The sequence below is a fragment of the Pigmentiphaga sp. GD03639 genome, from assembly GCF_029845405.1.
GTDB lineage: Bacteria > Pseudomonadota > Gammaproteobacteria > Burkholderiales > Burkholderiaceae_B > Pigmentiphaga > Pigmentiphaga daeguensis.
Genome location: NZ_JAOCLR010000015.1, coordinates 13,758 through 29,207 on the forward strand (window position 1 = coordinate 13,758; position 15,450 = coordinate 29,207).

General features: G+C 68.0%; 15 protein-coding genes. 6 read left to right on the forward strand and 9 right to left on the reverse strand.

Annotated features, from left to right (window positions below):
• Nucleotides 1-193 precede the first annotated feature (193 nt).
• A complete protein-coding gene (locus N5K27_RS16500) occupies nt 194-2,338 on the forward strand; it encodes a M3 family metallopeptidase (protein WP_087839514.1) in 2,145 nt (714 codons plus the stop codon).
• Here the strand turns inward: N5K27_RS16500 and N5K27_RS16505 are convergent.
• Entirely contained in the window at nt 2,308-2,634 is a 327-nt protein-coding gene (locus N5K27_RS16505) for a hypothetical protein (protein WP_087839513.1), read from the reverse strand. The two genes, N5K27_RS16500 and N5K27_RS16505, sit on opposite strands and share 31 nt — an antisense overlap.
• Nucleotides 2,635-2,782: 148 nt before the next feature.
• On the opposite strand from N5K27_RS16505, the gene N5K27_RS16510 reads away from it, so the two are divergent.
• Entirely contained in the window at nt 2,783-3,187 is a 405-nt protein-coding gene (locus N5K27_RS16510) for a helix-turn-helix transcriptional regulator (RefSeq protein WP_087839512.1), read from the forward strand.
• 83 nt (nt 3,188-3,270) lie between these two features.
• Here the strand turns inward: N5K27_RS16510 and ilvD are convergent, their stop codons facing one another.
• The gene (ilvD, locus tag N5K27_RS16515) at nt 3,271-5,160 is read right to left on the reverse strand and encodes a dihydroxy-acid dehydratase (protein WP_087839511.1); all 1,890 of its coding nucleotides are present in this window, start codon (nt 5,158-5,160) and stop codon (nt 3,271-3,273) included.
• A gap of 152 nt (nt 5,161-5,312) precedes the next feature.
• Here ilvD and N5K27_RS16520 point away from each other — a divergent pair, with 152 nt between their 5' ends.
• From N5K27_RS16520 to N5K27_RS16535, 4 genes are all read left to right on the forward strand, one after another.
• Nucleotides 5,313-6,344: a ChuX/HutX family heme-like substrate-binding protein gene (locus N5K27_RS16520; RefSeq protein ID WP_087839510.1), complete on the forward strand. Its 1,032-nt coding sequence runs from the start codon at nt 5,313-5,315 to the stop codon at nt 6,342-6,344.
• On the forward strand, nt 6,341-7,243 hold the full coding sequence (locus N5K27_RS16525) for a ChaN family lipoprotein (protein WP_279817580.1): 903 nt from the start codon (nt 6,341-6,343) through the stop codon (nt 7,241-7,243). Before N5K27_RS16520 ends, N5K27_RS16525 begins: the two co-directional genes overlap by 4 nt.
• Nucleotides 7,244-7,335: 92 nt before the next feature.
• Nucleotides 7,336-8,313: a Gfo/Idh/MocA family oxidoreductase gene (locus N5K27_RS16530; RefSeq protein ID WP_279817583.1), complete on the forward strand. Its 978-nt coding sequence runs from the start codon at nt 7,336-7,338 to the stop codon at nt 8,311-8,313.
• A gap of 125 nt (nt 8,314-8,438) precedes the next feature.
• Nucleotides 8,439-8,762, forward strand: coding sequence for a hypothetical protein (locus N5K27_RS16535; protein WP_130359184.1), 324 nt, complete (start codon nt 8,439-8,441; stop codon nt 8,760-8,762).
• Here N5K27_RS16535 and N5K27_RS16540 read toward each other — a convergent pair.
• Genes N5K27_RS16540 through N5K27_RS16570 form a run of 7 tightly spaced genes read right to left on the reverse strand, consistent with a single transcriptional unit; the run spans nt 8,733 to nt 15,417 of the window.
• The gene (locus N5K27_RS16540) at nt 8,733-10,139 is read right to left on the reverse strand and encodes a heavy metal sensor histidine kinase (protein ID WP_279817584.1); all 1,407 of its coding nucleotides are present in this window, start codon (nt 10,137-10,139) and stop codon (nt 8,733-8,735) included. The two genes, N5K27_RS16535 and N5K27_RS16540, sit on opposite strands and share 30 nt — an antisense overlap.
• A complete protein-coding gene (locus N5K27_RS16545; RefSeq protein ID WP_279817586.1) occupies nt 10,139-10,825 on the reverse strand; it encodes a heavy metal response regulator transcription factor in 687 nt (228 codons plus the stop codon). Before N5K27_RS16545 ends, N5K27_RS16540 begins: the two co-directional genes overlap by 1 nt.
• 19 nt (nt 10,826-10,844) lie before the next feature.
• On the reverse strand, nt 10,845-11,309 hold the full coding sequence (locus N5K27_RS16550; protein ID WP_279817705.1) for a DUF411 domain-containing protein: 465 nt from the start codon (nt 11,307-11,309) through the stop codon (nt 10,845-10,847).
• Nucleotides 11,310-11,325: 16 nt separating this feature from the next.
• Nucleotides 11,326-12,255: a copper homeostasis membrane protein CopD gene (copD, locus tag N5K27_RS16555; RefSeq protein ID WP_279817588.1), complete on the reverse strand. Its 930-nt coding sequence runs from the start codon at nt 12,253-12,255 to the stop codon at nt 11,326-11,328.
• 3 nt (nt 12,256-12,258) lie between these two features.
• Nucleotides 12,259-12,642, reverse strand: coding sequence for a copper homeostasis periplasmic binding protein CopC (gene copC, locus N5K27_RS16560; RefSeq protein ID WP_279817590.1), 384 nt, complete (start codon nt 12,640-12,642; stop codon nt 12,259-12,261).
• A 41-nt stretch (nt 12,643-12,683) separates the two neighbouring features.
• Nucleotides 12,684-13,697 (reverse strand): copper resistance protein B, encoded by a 1,014-nt coding sequence (locus N5K27_RS16565; protein WP_279817592.1) that lies wholly within the window; start codon nt 13,695-13,697, stop codon nt 12,684-12,686.
• Nucleotides 13,698-13,707: 10 nt separating this feature from the next.
• Nucleotides 13,708-15,417, reverse strand: a complete 1,710-nt coding sequence (locus N5K27_RS16570) for a copper resistance system multicopper oxidase (RefSeq protein WP_279817594.1) — start codon at nt 15,415-15,417, stop codon at nt 13,708-13,710.
• Nucleotides 15,418-15,450 lie beyond the last annotated feature (33 nt).

The following is a 15,450-nucleotide window of genomic DNA, read 5'->3' on the forward strand; positions in this document are numbered from 1 at the left end:
CCTACGCCCTTCGGGCGCCCCCCAGGGGGCGATGCGGGCGGACCGGCGGAGCCGGATCCACCGCATCCTGGAAACCAACAGGCTGGCAAGGGGCGGCGTTCTTGTCCCCCTGTTCCCGGGATGGTGCCCTCCCCTGGTGTTTCCTTTTTTCGCCCCCATCTACGGGGCACAGTCAGCATTCAGGAGTTTCCCCATGGCGCAAGCGTCCGACCTTTCCTCTTCCTCCGCCCTGGCCGGCAATCCGCTCATGGACCTGTCGGGCCTGGCCCGGTTTGATGCCATCCGGCCGGAGCACATCACACCGGCCATCACGGCCCTGCTGGAGCGGGCGCAGAAGGCGGTGGACAAGCTGGAGGCGGACCAGGCCGCGGATGCGCCGGCTACCTGGCACAGCGTGGTCGAGACGCTGGATGAAGGCACCGAGGGGCTGTCGCGGGCCTGGAGCGTGGTGGGACACCTGAACGCGGTGGCCGATACGCCCGAGCTGCGTGCCGCCTACGGCGAGAACCTGCCGCGCGTGACCGAGTTCTGGGCCGGCCTGGGCCAGAACCAGGCGCTGTACGAGCGTTACAAGAAATTGGCGGCCAGCAAGGAATTCCAGCAGCAGACGCCGGCCCGCAAGAAACTGATCGAGAACGAGCTGCGGGGCTTTCGCCTGGGCGGCGCCGAGCTGCCCGAGGAATCCAAGCCTCGCTTCGCCGAGATCCAGGAACAGCAGGCAACGCTGTCCAAGGCTTTCTCCGACCACGTGCTGGACGCCACCAACTCCTATGCGCTGATCGTGCGCGACGAAGCCGAACTGGCCGGACTGCCCGAGGACGTGAAGGAAGCGGCGCGCGAAGCCGCCCGGAAGATTCCGGCCAAGGAAGGCGAAGCCCCGGACGAAGCGCCGGCCTGGAAGTTCACCCTGCACTTCCCCTCGTATTTCCCGGTACTGCAATACGCCGACAACCGCGCCCTGCGCGAGACCATGTACAAGGCGCACGTGACGCGCGCCTCGGAGCTTGGTCCCGAATACGGACAGGGTCGGGCCGAGTGGGACAACACCGCCATCATGCTGGACCTGCTGCGCCTGCGCCGCGAGGAAGCGGGCCTGCTGGGCTATGCCAACTACGGCGAGGTGTCGCTGGTGCCCAAGATGGCCGATACGCCCGAGCAGGTGCAGAAATTCCTGGCCGAGCTGGCCGAGCGCGCGCACCCCTATGCCGAGCGCGACCTGCGCGAGCTGCGGGAATTCGCCGCCGCCGAGCTGGGCCTGGCCGAACTCGAGCCCTGGGACATCGCCTATGCGTCCGAGAAACTGCGCCAGGCACGCTACGCCTTCTCGGAAAACGAGGTCAAGCAATACTTCCCCGAACCCAAGGTGCTGGCGGGCCTGTTCAAGGTGATCGAGACGCTGTTCTCGGTCCGCATCCGCCCGGACGACGCCCCGGCCTGGCATCCCGACGTGCGCTTCTTCCGCGTGGAATCGGCCGCCGGCACGCTGCTGGCGCAGTTCTACCTGGACCTGTACGCGCGCGACGGCAAGCGCGGCGGCGCATGGATGGACGACGCCCGCACCCGCTATCGCCGCCCCGGCGGCGAACTGCAGACACCGGTGGCCTACCTTGTCTGCAATTTCACGCCGCCCAGCGGCGGCAAGCCCTCGCTGTTCACGCACGACGAAGTCATCACCCTGTTCCATGAATGCGGCCACGGCCTGCATCACATGCTCACGCAGATGGAAGACCTGGGCGTGTCGGGCATCAACGGCGTGGAATGGGATGCGGTCGAACTGCCCAGCCAGTTCATGGAGAACTTCTGCTGGGAATGGGCGGTGCTGGAACAGATGACCGCGCACGCGGAAACGGGCGAACCGCTGCCCCGCGCCCTGTACGACAAGATGGTCGCCGCCAAGAACTTCCAGGGCGGGCTGATGACGCTGCGCCAGGTCGTGCTGGCCGCCACCGACATGCACCTGCACACCGACTACGATCCCGACGGCCAGCAAAGCGTGCTGGCGCTGTCGCGCGCGGTGAACGACCGCATGCACGTGCTGCCCCAGCCGGAGGTCTCGCGCTGGATCAACACCTTCAGCCACATCTTCGCCGGCGGCTACTCGGCCGGCTACTACAGCTACAAGTGGGCGGAAGTATTGTCCGCCGACGCCTACGCGGCTTTCGAGGACGCGGCGACCGAGGATACGCTACGGCCCGAGGTCGGGGCACGCTTCTTGCGGGAGATCCTGCAAGTGGGCGGCAGCCGGCCCGCGATCGAGTCGTTCCGCGCCTTCCGCGGCCGGGATCCCAGCATCGAGGCCCTGCTGCGTCACAGCGGCATGGCCGATGCCGTGTCCTGATCGCGCGCGATCAGCAGCTTCACCGCCGCGAGGCCTTCGGAAAGCAGGCTGTGCAGCGACGGCGTGTCCGGGAACTCGAGCAAGGGCCGGGTGCCGTACCGCTGGGCCAGTTCGCGGGCGATCGGCACCGCGATCAACACATGGCGTCGCCGCGCGCGGGCATGGCCCGAGAAGGGGAACAGTTGTTCCAGCGCGGCGATGTCCCAGCCGCGCGGCACGAAGAGCCACGCGATGTGGCCGTCCTGGTCGATCCCGCTGAGTACCAGCAGTTCCGTCACGCCTTGGTGTGTTTGCATGGCACGCAACCCCCGTCGCCTCGGGAGGGCCTGACCCACGCTTCTCCCGCTTGGCGCAATGATTCGTTTTGCTTTTTACGCAAAATATACACGAATAATTTGCGTCTTACGCTTTGCGTGCAGAGCAAGGCATTCGGACAATCACGCCATGGACATAGGTTCGGCGATCCGATATACGCGCGAGAAACTCGGGCTCAAGCTCGAGGCCGTCGCCATGGAAGTCGGAACCGATGCCGGCAATCTTTCCCGCATCGAGACCGGCAAGCAGAAGCCGTCCATCGTACGCCTGGAGAACATCGCCCGGGCCATGAACGTGGGCGTGACCGATCTTTATGCCCTGGTCGAGAACGTCCGCGTGCTTCCCGCCACCTCGGAGCTGCGTGACGGCGACGAGCTGCCCTACGCCGACGACACACGCGCCCTGCGCCGCAGCTTCGCCACGCTGGACGCGCGCAGCCGCAGGCTGGTGATCGAGTTCGCCAAGCTGCTGAATCGCGTGGAAAAGGAAGAACAGGGAACGCCTGCCAAGGAAGTTCCGCCTCCCGCCCCCTGACCGGCCGCCGCGCCGAAAACGAAAACGGCCTCGCTCCTGAAAGCGAGGCCGTCTGTTTTTCGAAGCCGGGCTTCCGGGCTTCCCTAGCGGGCGCGCGGGGCCTTCAATTGCGAGATGTCCCGCACCGCGCCGCGGTCGGCGGAGGTCGCCATCATCCCGTACGCCTGCAGCGCCTGCGACACCACGCGCTGGCGATCGAGCGGCTGCCACGCCTTGTCGCCGCGGGCTTCCATCGCCTGGCGGCGCCTGGCCAGTTCCGCGTCGTCCACGCGCAGGTTGATGCGGCGGTTGGGAATGTCGATCTCGATGATGTCGCCCTCTTCCACGAGCCCGATGGTACCGCCCTCGGCCGCCTCGGGCGAAGCATGGCCGATCACCAGGCCCGAGGATCCGCCCGAGAAGCGGCCGTCGGTCAGCAAGGCGCAGGCCTTGCCCAGGCCCTTGGACTTGATGTACGAGGTCGGATAGAGCATTTCCTGCATGCCGGGGCCGCCCTTGGGGCCTTCGTAGCGGATGATGACCACGTCGCCGGCATGCACCGTATCGCCCAGGATGCCGTCCACGGCGTCTTCCTGGCTCTCGAAGATGCGCGCCTTGCCGGTGAATTTCAGGATGCTTTCATCGACCCCCGCCGTCTTGACGATGCAGCCCTTCTCGGCCACGTTGCCGTACAGCACGGCCAGGCCGCCGTCCTGGGAATAGGCATGGGCCTTGTCGCGGATGCAGCCGGCAGCCCGGTCCAGGTCCAGCTTGTCGAAGCGCTTGTCCTGGCTGAAGGCGGTCTGGGTCGGCACGCCGCCGGGCGCCGCGCGGAAGAAGGCATGGACGGCTTCGTCGGCGTTCGTCTTGACGTCGTTCGCGGCGATGGCCTCGCCCAGGGTCTTGCTGTGCACGGTGGACACCGAGGTGTCCAGCAGGCCCGCGCGGTCGAGCTCGGCCAGGATGGCCATGATGCCGCCGGCGCGGTGCACGTCCTCGATGTGGTATTGCTGCGTGGCGGGCGCGACCTTGCACAGGCAGGGCACGTGGCGCGAGATGCGATCGATGTCGCTCATCGTGAAATCCACGCCGCCTTCCTGCGCCGCGGCCAGCAGGTGCAGCACGGTATTGGTCGAGCCGCCCATGGACACGTCCAGCGCCATCGCGTTGGTGAATGCCGCCTTGGTGGCGATGTTGCGCGGCAGGACGGAAGCGTCGTCCTGCTCGTAATAGCGGCGGCACAGCTCGACGGCGACCCGGCCGGCGCGCAGGAACAGGTCCTTGCGGTCGGCGTGGGTGGCCACCAGCGTGCCGTTGCCCGGCAGCGACAGCCCCAGCGCTTCGGTCAGGCAGTTCATCGAGTTGGCGGTGAACATGCCCGAGCAGGACCCGCACGTGGGACAGGCCGAGCGCTCGTAGTTCTCGACGTCCTCGTCCGACACGGTGGGGTCGCCGGCCTTGATCATGGCGTCGATCAGGTCCACCTTGATGATCTTCTGGCCGTTCACGTCCTGGGCGGGATGGTAGGCCTCGATGACCTTGCCGGCCTCCATGGGGCCGCCCGACACGAACACGGCCGGAATGTTCAGCCGCATGGCGGCCATCAGCATCCCCGGGGTGATCTTGTCGCAGTTGGAGATGCAGACCATGGCGTCGGCGCAATGCGCGTTCACCATGTACTCGACCGAGTCAGCGATCAGCTCGCGCGAGGGCAGCGAATACAGCATGCCGCCGTGCCCCATGGCGATGCCGTCGTCCACCGCGATGGTGTTGAACTCCTTGGCGACGCCGCCGGCGGCCTCGATCTCGCGGGCGACCATCTGGCCCAGGTCCTTCAGGTGCACGTGGCCGGGCACGAACTGGGTGAAGGAATTGACGACCGCGACGATGGGCTTGCCGAAGTCACCGTCCTTCATGCCGGTCGCGCGCCATAGCGCACGTGCCCCGGCCATGTTGCGGCCATGGGTGGAGGTACGGGAACGGTATTGCGGCATGGCGGGACTCGCAAGGAAAATGACGAAACACTCTAGTATAGGGCGGAAAGGCCTTTTGTCGCCCCGCCCTCCCCATCATGCGGCCCGCGCCTTACCTTCATTAATAAAAATCATTATCATTACGACCATTTCCCCGTCCCAAGGTTCCCCGCATGACAGCAACCACCCTCTGGCAACGTTACCTGGCCCTCAAGGCCGAGCAGCCCAAGCTGCGCATGCGTGACGCGGCCGCCCGCATCGGCGCCAGCGAAGGCGAGCTGGTCGCAGCCGATCCGTCCGCGACCCGGCTCAAGCCCGACTGGGCCACGCTGCTGGGCGGACTGAAGGCGGCCGGGCCACTGCTGGCGCTGACACGCAACGAGGCCGCCGTCCACGAAAAGACCGGGGTCTACGACCACGTCCAGGTCGAAGGCAGGATGGGGCTGGCCCTGAACCCCGAGATCGACCTGCGCCTGTTCCTGTCGCAGTGGCGGCACGCCTACGCCGTGGGGGGCGAGCGCCCCAGCCTGCAGGTGTTCGACCAGCAGGGCGAGGCGGTGCACAAGATCTATGTGGCCGAGGGCACCGACCGCGCCGCGTTCGAGGCCCTGCTGGCGGCGCACGCCGACAGCGCGCAGCCGGTCACGCCGGAACCACGGCCGGCCCCCGAGCGCAAGGCCGACCAGGACGTCGACGTCGATGCCTTCCGCCAGGAATGGCGCGAACTGCGCGACACCCACGAGTTTTTCGGCCTGCTGCGGCGGCATGGCGTGGAACGTACGCAGGCACTGCGGCTCGCTCCCCCCGAGTTCGCGCGGCAGGTCGGCGTCGGCGCCGTGGATGCCGTGCTGGACTCGGCCGCCGGATCGGGGCTGCCCATCATGGTGTTCGTCGGCAATGCCGGATGCGTACAGATCCACACCGGGCCGGTCCACCGCATCGCCCCCATGGGCCCGTGGCTGAACGTGCTGGATCCGGGCTTCAACCTGCATCTGCGCATGGACCTGTTCACCGAGGCCTGGCTGGTGCGCAAGCCCACGGTGGACGGCATCGTGACCTCGCTGGAATGCTATGACGCCGAAGGTTCGCTGATCGTGCAGTTCTTCGGCGAACGCAAGCCGGGCAAGCCCGAGCTGGCGGCGTGGACCGCGCTGGCCGACGGGCTGGCCGCCATCGCGCCGGGCACGCCCCGGCCCGCGGCATGACGGCCCGCGCTTGCACGCCGACGCGGCGCGGTGCGGGCACCGCGTCCGCCCTGCTGCCGCTGGCCGGCGCCACCGCCGCCCTGCTGCTGGCCGGATGCTCGTGGCTGCCCGGCAGGGACGACGCCGCCGTCGTCTCGCTCGCGGCCGAGCTGCCGCGCCACCAGGTCGTGCTGCTGGGCGAAATCCATGACAACGCCCAGGGCCATCGCCAGCGCCTGCAGGCGCTCGCGCGCGCGGTGCGCGCGGGCTGGCGGCCGGCCATCGCCATGGAACAGTTCGATCGCGAACGGCAGGCCGACCTGGACCGGACCATGCGCACCTGTACCAGCGCCGACTGCGTGATCCAGGCCGCGGCACCGGCCAAGACGGGGTGGGACTGGGCGCACTACCGCCCCGTCCTGGAGCTGGCGCTGCGCGAGAAGCTGCCTGTGGTCGCCGCCAACCTGTCGCGCGCCGATGCGGGCACCGTCATGAAACAAGGCCCCGCCGCCCTGTTCGATACCAATGAATTGCGCCGGCTCGGCCTGCTCTCGCCTCCGCCCGACCTGCTGGCGGCGCAGCGCAAGGAAGTGGCCGAGGCCCATTGCGGCGCCCTGCCCCCGTCCATGCTGGGCGGGATGGCCATGGCCCAGCTGGCGCGCGACGCCGTGATGGCCGGCGCGATCGCCAGCGCCGCGCGCGTACCCGGCGCTTCCGCCCAGCGGCCCGTCGTCCTGCTGGCCGGCAATGGCCATGCCCGCCGCGACATCGGCGTGCCGCGCTGGCTCCAGCCCGGCACCATCCTGTCGGTGGGCTATACCGAACAGCCCGCGCCGGCGGCTGCCTACGACCGCGACATCGTGATTCCGCCCGCGCCGCGCGAAGATCCGTGCAAGGCGTTCCAGGTCCCGGGCCGCTAGGCCCTCACGGAAGCGCGGCCTAGAATACCGGGATCCCCTCGACCAACGGGCGCGGCCACGGCCGCGCTCCCTTATCACGGAGACCGCGTCCCATGCCTGCCCCCTCGTCCGCCCCCATCCGTCTGTGCATCGCCGGCGAAGGCGCCATGGGCTCGACCCATGCGCGCATCTTCGCGGACATGCCGGGCGTGAAGACCGTGGCCCTGGCGGCGGCCGACATGTCGCGCGGCCGCCAATTGGCCGCGCAATACGGCATTCCCGATTGCAGCGACGACCTGGCCGCCACGCTGGCCCGCACCGACGTGGACGCGGTGGTGCTGGCCACGCCCTCGGGCCTGCATGCCGAACACGCCGAACTGGCCGCCCGCCTGGGCAAGCCCATGCTGATCGAGATTCCCGCCGCGCTGACCCTGGCCGACACCGAGCGCCTGGCACGCGTGCAGGCCGAGACCGGCGTGCCCATGATGGTGGCGCACAGCCGCCGCTTCGCGCCGCCGCACACCACCCTGCGCGAACGCATCCAGAGCGGCGACTTCACGCTGCACCACCTGGTCTGCGAAACCTATTTCTTCCGCCGCAACAACCTGAACATGTTCGGCGAGCCGCGCACCTGGGTCGACAGCCTGCTCTGGCACCACGCCTGCCACACGGTGGACCTGTTCTGCTGGCTGCTGGACGAATCGGAATTCGACGTCTGGGGCCAGCGCGGCCCCGACCATCCCGAACTGGGCATCCCCATGGACATCACGGTGGCCATGCGTTCGCGCAAGCGCGGTACGCTGCTGACCATGGCCATGTCGTTCAACAATAAAGGGCCCTTCGGCGGCTTCTATCGCTACATCGGCGAAGAGGACACCTACCGCGCCTTCCGCGACGAACTGACCGACAGCGACGGCAAGGTCGTGGAGATGCCCGGCGCGCAGCTGGCCTTCGAGGCCCAGGACACCGAGTTCATCGCCGCGCTGCGCGAAGGCCGCCCCAGCCGCTGCGACATCGCCTCGGTGCTGCCCGCGATGCGGGCGCTGGACGGGATCGACCGCATCATGCGGGGCGAACCCGCCGCCAGATGACCGACATGTAATTCCCCGGCCATCCTGCCGTTCGTGCCCGACTCCTAAAGTGAAGGCTCCTGTGCAAGCCCACGCACAGCCCACCAGGCGCCACCGTGCGGTGCCCGGTACTTCTGGAGATCGACATGTTGAACGGCAAGATGCTCATCCTCGTCGCGGCCCTGGCGGGCGGCGCCTCCCCGGCCTACGCCGCGCCCACGGTGCTGGCCAGCGCCGACGGCTGGACCTTCGTCAACGGTGAATGGGTCCGCCAGGACCACGCCTATGCCATGAAGGACGGCAGGCTGGTCCACACGGACACGCTGCCGCACGCCTCGAAGGAAACACGCCCCGCCACGCCCAGGGCGCAAAGCGTCCCTTCCGCCCGGAGCGACAGGTTCATCGCTTCGGACGGCTGGGTATTCGAGAACGGCGAGTGGTCATTGCCCCCGCGCGTCTGGGGCAAGTGAGGCGTCCGGCGCGTGCCTGACCGGAAAGACCAGTGTGAAGCGGGTCCGGCCGGCGGCCGAACCCGCGGCGATATGGCCACCGTGCGCCACCATGATGGCCCGGGTGATCGACAGCCCCAGGCCGGCGCTTTCCGAGTCGGGCCGTGCCCTGGATTTGTCGGCCCGGAAGAAGCGGTCGAAAAGCGAGGGGATCAGTTCGGCGGGGATCTCCTTGCCATCGTTCTCGACGCCTATCGTCACGGACACCTCGTCGCACGCGATGTCGACGTCTATCGCCCCCTTCCCGGGGGTGTATCGCAACGCGTTCGAAAGCAGGTTGCTCAGCGCACGCCGCAACATCAGGCGGTCGCCCACGATCCGGCCCTGGCCGGACAGCCGCAAGGCCACCGCCTTGTCCTCCGCAAGGGCCTCGTAGAACTCGAACAAGGCGTTGACCTCGTCCTGGACCGCGATGGCCTCCGCCTGGGGCAGGGTAATGCCATGCTCCATTTTCGCCAGGTAGAGCATGTCGGATACCATCCGCGACAAGCGCTGCAGTTCCTCTTCGTTCGATGCCAGGATCTCGCGGTACTTCCCGGCCTCGCGGGGCTGCGCCAGCACCACATGGGTCTGCGTCAGCAGGTTCGTCAGCGGCGTGCGCAGTTCATGGGCCAGGTCGGAAGAGAATTCCGACAACCGCCGGAAATCGTCCTGCAGCCGCGCCAGCATGGCGTTCAGGGTCGATGCCAGATCCGCCATCTCCGGCGGAACGGCCTCGACGGGCATGCGCTGGTCCAGCTTCTGCGCGGTAACGGCCCGGGCCCGGGCGGCCATGGTGCGCAGCGGCGCGAGCCCGCTGCGGGCCGCCCACCAGCCGAACACGCCGCTCACCAGCGCCGACAGCACCACGTACAGCACCAGCGAATGCAGGAAGCCGTGCATGAAGTGCGCGTGGATCTCGGTCGCCAATCCGACGATGACCAGCAGTTCGCTGCCCGGTTTTCCCGCCATCGTGCGCAGTCCCCGGTACTCGGCCCCGTCCTGCCGCCAAGTGAACTCCGTCACGCCGGCTGGCAAGGCCCGCGCCGCGCTCACGGCAGCGTCGAATTCGAAGCCCTCCGTGGCATGGAGCACCGCGCCCTGCTCCGTCCGGACCAGCGCGACCAGTCCGGGGTGGTTCTGAAGCGCCGCGCCCAGGCGCTGCGGCATAGCCGCCGGATCGGCGACCTGGGCGATGCCGCGGACCAGGCCCGCTTTCTCCTCGAGCACGGCGAAATCCTCGTGCGCGAAGTGCCGGTCCATCGAGATGGCGATCAAGGCCCCCAGTCCCAGCAGCACGGCGGCCGACGACAGCGAGAAGAAGGTCGTCAGCCGCGTCGTCAGGGAAAACGGGCGCATCAACCTATGTCCTCGGGTTCTTCGAAGACGTATCCCATGCCCCGCACGGTCTGGATCAGCTTGGCATCGAACGCATCGTCGATCTTGGCGCGCAGCCGCCGGATGGCGACGTCGATGACGTTGGTGTCGCTGTCGAAGTTCATGTCCCAGACCTGGGAGGCGATGAGCGAACGCGGCAGCACCTCGCCGTGCCGGCGCACGAACAATTCCAGCAGCGCGAATTCCTTGCTCGTCAGGTTGATGCGCCGGCCGGCACGCGTGGCCCGGCGGCGGACCAGATCCAGCACCAGGTCGCCGACCTGGATGCGGTCGGTGGCGATCTGTCCGCTGCCCCGGCGCAGCAGGGTCCGCACACGCGCCAGCAGTTCGGAGAAGGCGAAGGGCTTGACCAGGTAGTCGTCCGCGCCCAGCTCCAGGCCCTTGACCCGGTCGGCCACGCTGTCGCGCGCGGTCAGGAACAGGACGGGCACGTTGTTCTCGACGGCGCGCAGGGTCTGCAGGATGCGCCAGCCGTCCACGTCGGGCAGCATCACGTCGAGCACGACCATGTCGTAGGATTCGCTCAGCGCCCGGTACTGCCCGTCCAGGCCGTTGTCCGCCAGGTCGACCACGAAGCCGGCCTCGGTCAGCCCTTGCCGGAGATACTCGCCGGTCTTGGCCTCGTCTTCCACGACCAGTAGTTTCATGGTGGCGTCCCGTCGCTCATCAGCGATAGGCCTGGTAGACGCTGGATCGCCCACCGGTCCGCACGAGCAGGACATCGTAGGCGGATTTCCGGCCGCCGTATTCGGGCCCGTCCATGCCCGGCGATCCCAGGGGCATGCCGGGAACGGCCAGGCCGACGGCCGAGGGGCGTTCGCGCAGCAGCCGCCTGATCTCCCGGGCCGGCACGTGCCCTTCCAGCGCATAGCCGTCCACCACGGCCGTATGGCAGGAGCCCTTGTCGTCCGGGATGCCCAGGCGGCGCCGCGCCTCGGAGGTATCGTCGACGTCATGGGCGTTCACCTGGAAGCCGTTGTCCCGCAGGTGCTTGATCCAGTCCTGGCAGCATCCGCAAGTCGGCGTCTTCCAGACCTCCACGGTGTTCGTCTTCTGCGCCCGGGCGCCCAGTGGAAGCAAGGCCGCCCCGATCAGGAGGGTGCGGCGTGACAGGCTTGCGTGCTTGTGCATCATGGCATGGTTTCCTTCAAGATCCGGTGGGTGGGCCGAGCGTTCCCAGCCACGCCACCAACAACAGGATAGCGGTCGCCGCGCCGGCCTCCAGGGCCACGCTCCGGCGCAGCAGGACCAGGGCGGCGCCGGGGCGGTCCGCGGCGATGGCCGCCTCCAGCCTGGGGGCAAGGCGAAACCGGTTCGCGGCCGCCAAGGCCAGCATCATGGCGAACAGCCCCAGTTTGCCCAAAAGAAGCAGGCCGTAGGGGCTGGACAGCAGGCCGTTCAAGGTCGGACCGACGATGAACGCATAATTGGCCGCCCCCGTGAGCGTCAAGGCCGCGACGATGACGGTGCCCAGGCCCGCGAAGCCCGCCAGCCCCCGGCTCAGCAGGCGGACCTGCCGCTTCGGGGCACCCGCGGACGGCCACGACATCTTCGCAAAGACCGCCAACGCGCCCACCCAGCCGGCGGCCGCGAGCAGATGGACGACGTCAGCCCACAGGTGCACGTAGCCCCGTGCGCCGTCGTCCATGGCGCCATGCCCGCCCCAGGCCAAGCTGGCAAGCGCGACGAAGGCGCAGCCAGCCAACGCCCGCAAACCCGCGACGCGCCGGTGCTTCATTCTCAGGACAAGCCACAGGGCCAGCAACAGCGCGCCTATCCGTATCGCGCCGGCCAACCCCGCGTGCGTGCCGCCAACCACCATGGCCAGTATAGGAAATCGCAACGCCGTGAGCGATTCGGCCCCGCTCATGGACTGCGCCAGCAGCGCCAGGCTCAGCGCCGCCAGCAGGACCCCCGCGCCCGCGGCGGCGGCCGGCCAGGCGCCGAACCCCAGGCCGGGTTCACCCTCTTCCCATTCCCGTTGAAAACTGTGGAGCAGGAACAGCGGCACGCCGCAAAGCAGCGCCAGGTCCAGGTACAGCGCGAAGCGGACGGCAACGCCCAGCCCGTCGGCCATCGCCTACTTCACGCTGAACGAGAAATTGCCGGTGATGGGGTGGGTATCCGACGAGACGGCCCGCCACTCCACGCGATAGGTGCCGGCCGCCAGGGGCTTGGCCGGCGTGATCAGCATCGTCTTGGGATCGGCGTCGCCCGAGACCCGGACTTCCACCGGCATGGGCGCGTGGCTCATGCCGGCCATGCCCGTCATGAGCAGCCTGGCGCCCGAGAACTGGGTGACCAGCGCTTCGGAGAAACGCAGTTCTATCCTCGCTGGCGCCGTGGTCTCGGCCTTGTCCCCGGGAGTCGAGGACAGGAGTTCGGGATGGGCCTGGGCCGCGGCGGCGGCAAGCAGCCCGGCAGTCAGGACAGCGGCGTTCAGGACGGTACGAGCATTGGACATGATGGACCTTGAAACGGATAGGAAAGAAGAATGGAGGCGATTCAGAACCACATGCGCACGCCGACCACGAACCGGGTGTCGCTGCGGCGCTCTCCGTGCGCGCGGGCATAGTCCGCGGTGGCGCCGTAGGTCCGGTTCCAGGTCACGCCGATGTAGGGGGCGAATTCGCGGCGGATTTCGTATCGCAGGCGGACGCCCACTTCCGTGTTCGACAGGCCGGACCCGATGCCGCGCCCATGGTCGTTCTTCCCGAAGAAATTGACCTCGGCGGCGGGCTGCAGGATGAGCCGGTTCGTGAACAGGATGTCGTACTCGCCTTTCAGGCGCGCGGCGGTCTGCCCGTTCTCGCCGGCAAAGACCATGGCGGAGGCCTCGAAGTTGTAGAGCGCCATTCCCTGCAAGCCGAACGCGGCCCAGGTCTGCGACGAGCCCGGCTTGAAATCGTGGCGCACCCCGCCCACGGCGTCCCACCAGGGGCTGATGGAACGCCCCCACAAGGCCTGGACCTCGGCCTCGTGGAGCTTGCCGCCCGAGCGCTCGCCCTCCGAACTGAGCCACAGGCGGTCGGTATCGCCGCCTATCCAGCCCTTGAAATCCCAGTTCAGCGCGTTGCCGCCGCGCGCGTCCTGCCATTCCAGCCGGTCCACCAGGAAGAGGGAATTGATGCCCTTGTCGTGCACGGCATGGCCCGCCGTATCGAAGGCGGCGGCCTTGCGGTCGGCATCGGTCAGCCTGGGAATGGGCGTGCGGCTTTCCGTGGGCGCGGCGTCCATGCCCTGCATCGGCGCCTGGTCCATGCTTTGCATGGGAGCGAGGTCCATGTTCTGCATGGTCGAGTGATCCATGCCCGGCATATTGGAATGGTCCATCCCCTGCATCGGGGAATGGTCCATCCCCTGCATCGGGGAATGTTCCGTCCCCTGCATCCCGGAGTGGTCCATGTGCGAGTGGTCCATCCCTTGCGCCTGGGCCCGCGCGGTCGCCGCGCCGGCCAGCGCGAGGCCGATGAGCGCGGCGGCCAGCGCCGGCGTATTGCGATGAATCGAAAAGATCATGGCCGGCCCCTTATTCTTCCACCCGGACTTCACGGAACATGCCGGCTTCCATGTGGTACAGGAGGTGGCAGTGATAGGCCCAACGCCCGAGGGCGTCGGCGGTCACGCGGTAGCTGCGCCGCGACCCCGGCGGCATGTCGATGGTGTGCTTGCGGACCAGGAAATTGCCGTGCTCGTCCTCCAGGTCGCTCCACAATCCGTGCAGGTGGATGGGATGGGTCATCATCGTGTCGTTCACCAGCACGATCCTGACCCGCTCGCCGTACTTCAGCACCACGGGCCGGGAGTCCGAGAACTTGATGCCGTCGAACGACCAGGCGAATTTCTCCATGTGTCCGGTCAGGTGCAGTTCTATCGTCCGGCTCGGCATCCGCCCGTCCGGATCCTGGAACGTGCTGCGCAGGTCGGCATAGGCCAGCACGCGGCGGCCGTTGTCGCGCAGGCCCATGCCGGGATCGTCCAGCTTGGGCGTTGGGCTCATCGTCTGCATGTCCACCAGGGGGTTGCCCGCTTCCGAGGCGGGATGAGTCTGCATGCCGGACATGGCGCCATGGTCCATGCCGGACATGCTGCCATGGTCCATCCCCGCCATGCCGCCGTGGTCCATGCCCATGTCCTCCATGGCCAGGACAGGCCGCGCATCCAGGGCGGGCACCGGCGCGTGCACGCCATCGCGCACGGCCAGCGTGCCGCGCGCATACCCCGTGCGGTCCATGGACTGCGCGAAGATGGTGTAGGCCTCGTCCGCGGCGGGCTCGACGATCACGTCGTAGGTCTCGGCCACGGCGATGCGGAACTCGTCCACCGCGACGGGCTTGACGTGCTGCCCGTCGGCCGCCACCACGGTCATCTTCAGGCCGGGGATGCGCACGTCGAAATAGGTCATGGCCGAGCCGTTGATGAAGCGCAGGCGCAGGCGTTCGCCCGGCTTGAACAGCCCCGTCCAGCCGCCGTCCGGCGCCTGTCCGTTCAAGAGATAGGTGTAGGTGTACCCGCTGACGTCGGCGATGTCGGTCGGGTTCATCCGCATCTCGGCCCACATCTTCCGGTCCGCGATGGTGGCCGACCAGCCCTTCTCGCGGACGTCGCGGAAGAAATCGCCGACGGTGCGCTTGTGGAAGTTGTAGTAGTCGGACTGCTTCTTCAGCGTGCGCATGAGCCGCGCCGGGTCCTCGTCGGTCCAGTCCGACAGCATCACGACGTATTCGCGGTCGTAGGCGAACGGCTCCGGCTCCTTCGCATCGATGATCAGCGGCCCGTAGATGCCCGACTGCTCCTGGAATCCCGAATGGCTGTGGTACCAGTAGGTGCCGTTCTGGCGCACCTTGAAGGTATAGACGTACATGCCGTCGGGCGCGATGCCTTCGAAGCTCAATCCGGGCACGCCGTCCATGTTGGCGGGCAGCAGGATGCCGTGCCAGTGGATGGAGGTGGACGCCTTCAGCTTGTTGCGCACGCGCAGGGTGACGGTGTCGCCTTCGCGCCAGCGCAGCAGCGGCCCGGGTATGCCGCCGTTCACGGTCATCGCGGTGCGCGGGCTGCCGGTGAAGTTCACCGGCGTCTCGCCGATCTGAAGATCGAATTCGGTGCCGGTCAGCACGTGGGGATCGCCCGGCCCGATGGCTGCCCACACGGGCTTGCGCCAGAGGCCCAGCGCGCCCAGTGCGCCGCCCGCTGCCAGGGCGGTGACGAATGTCCGCCTTGAAGTCTTGATGTGCATGCGATATCCGATGAATCCGGTCAGGCCGCCACT

Excerpts from the sequence above, each read along its gene's own strand:
- N5K27_RS16500 (WP_087839514.1), top strand. The coding sequence starts at position 194 with ATGGCGCAAGCGTCCGACCTTTCCTCTTCCTCCGCCCTGGCCGGCAAT.
- N5K27_RS16505 (WP_087839513.1), bottom strand. The coding sequence starts at position 2,634 with ATGCAAACACACCAAGGCGTGACGGAACTGCTGGTACTCAGCGGGATC.
- N5K27_RS16510 (WP_087839512.1), top strand. The coding sequence starts at position 2,783 with ATGGACATAGGTTCGGCGATCCGATATACGCGCGAGAAACTCGGGCTC.
- ilvD (WP_087839511.1), bottom strand. The coding sequence starts at position 5,160 with ATGCCGCAATACCGTTCCCGTACCTCCACCCATGGCCGCAACATGGCC.
- N5K27_RS16520 (WP_087839510.1), top strand. The coding sequence starts at position 5,313 with ATGACAGCAACCACCCTCTGGCAACGTTACCTGGCCCTCAAGGCCGAG.
- N5K27_RS16525 (WP_279817580.1), top strand. The coding sequence starts at position 6,341 with ATGACGGCCCGCGCTTGCACGCCGACGCGGCGCGGTGCGGGCACCGCG.
- N5K27_RS16530 (WP_279817583.1), top strand. The coding sequence starts at position 7,336 with ATGCCTGCCCCCTCGTCCGCCCCCATCCGTCTGTGCATCGCCGGCGAA.
- N5K27_RS16535 (WP_130359184.1), top strand. The coding sequence starts at position 8,439 with ATGTTGAACGGCAAGATGCTCATCCTCGTCGCGGCCCTGGCGGGCGGC.
- N5K27_RS16540 (WP_279817584.1), bottom strand. The coding sequence starts at position 10,139 with ATGCGCCCGTTTTCCCTGACGACGCGGCTGACGACCTTCTTCTCGCTG.
- N5K27_RS16545 (WP_279817586.1), bottom strand. The coding sequence starts at position 10,825 with ATGAAACTACTGGTCGTGGAAGACGAGGCCAAGACCGGCGAGTATCTC.
- N5K27_RS16550 (WP_279817705.1), bottom strand. The coding sequence starts at position 11,309 with ATGCACAAGCACGCAAGCCTGTCACGCCGCACCCTCCTGATCGGGGCG.
- copD (WP_279817588.1), bottom strand. The coding sequence starts at position 12,255 with ATGGCCGACGGGCTGGGCGTTGCCGTCCGCTTCGCGCTGTACCTGGAC.
- copC (WP_279817590.1), bottom strand. The coding sequence starts at position 12,642 with ATGTCCAATGCTCGTACCGTCCTGAACGCCGCTGTCCTGACTGCCGGG.
- N5K27_RS16565 (WP_279817592.1), bottom strand. The coding sequence starts at position 13,697 with ATGATCTTTTCGATTCATCGCAATACGCCGGCGCTGGCCGCCGCGCTC.
- N5K27_RS16570 (WP_279817594.1), bottom strand. The coding sequence starts at position 15,417 with ATGCACATCAAGACTTCAAGGCGGACATTCGTCACCGCCCTGGCAGCG.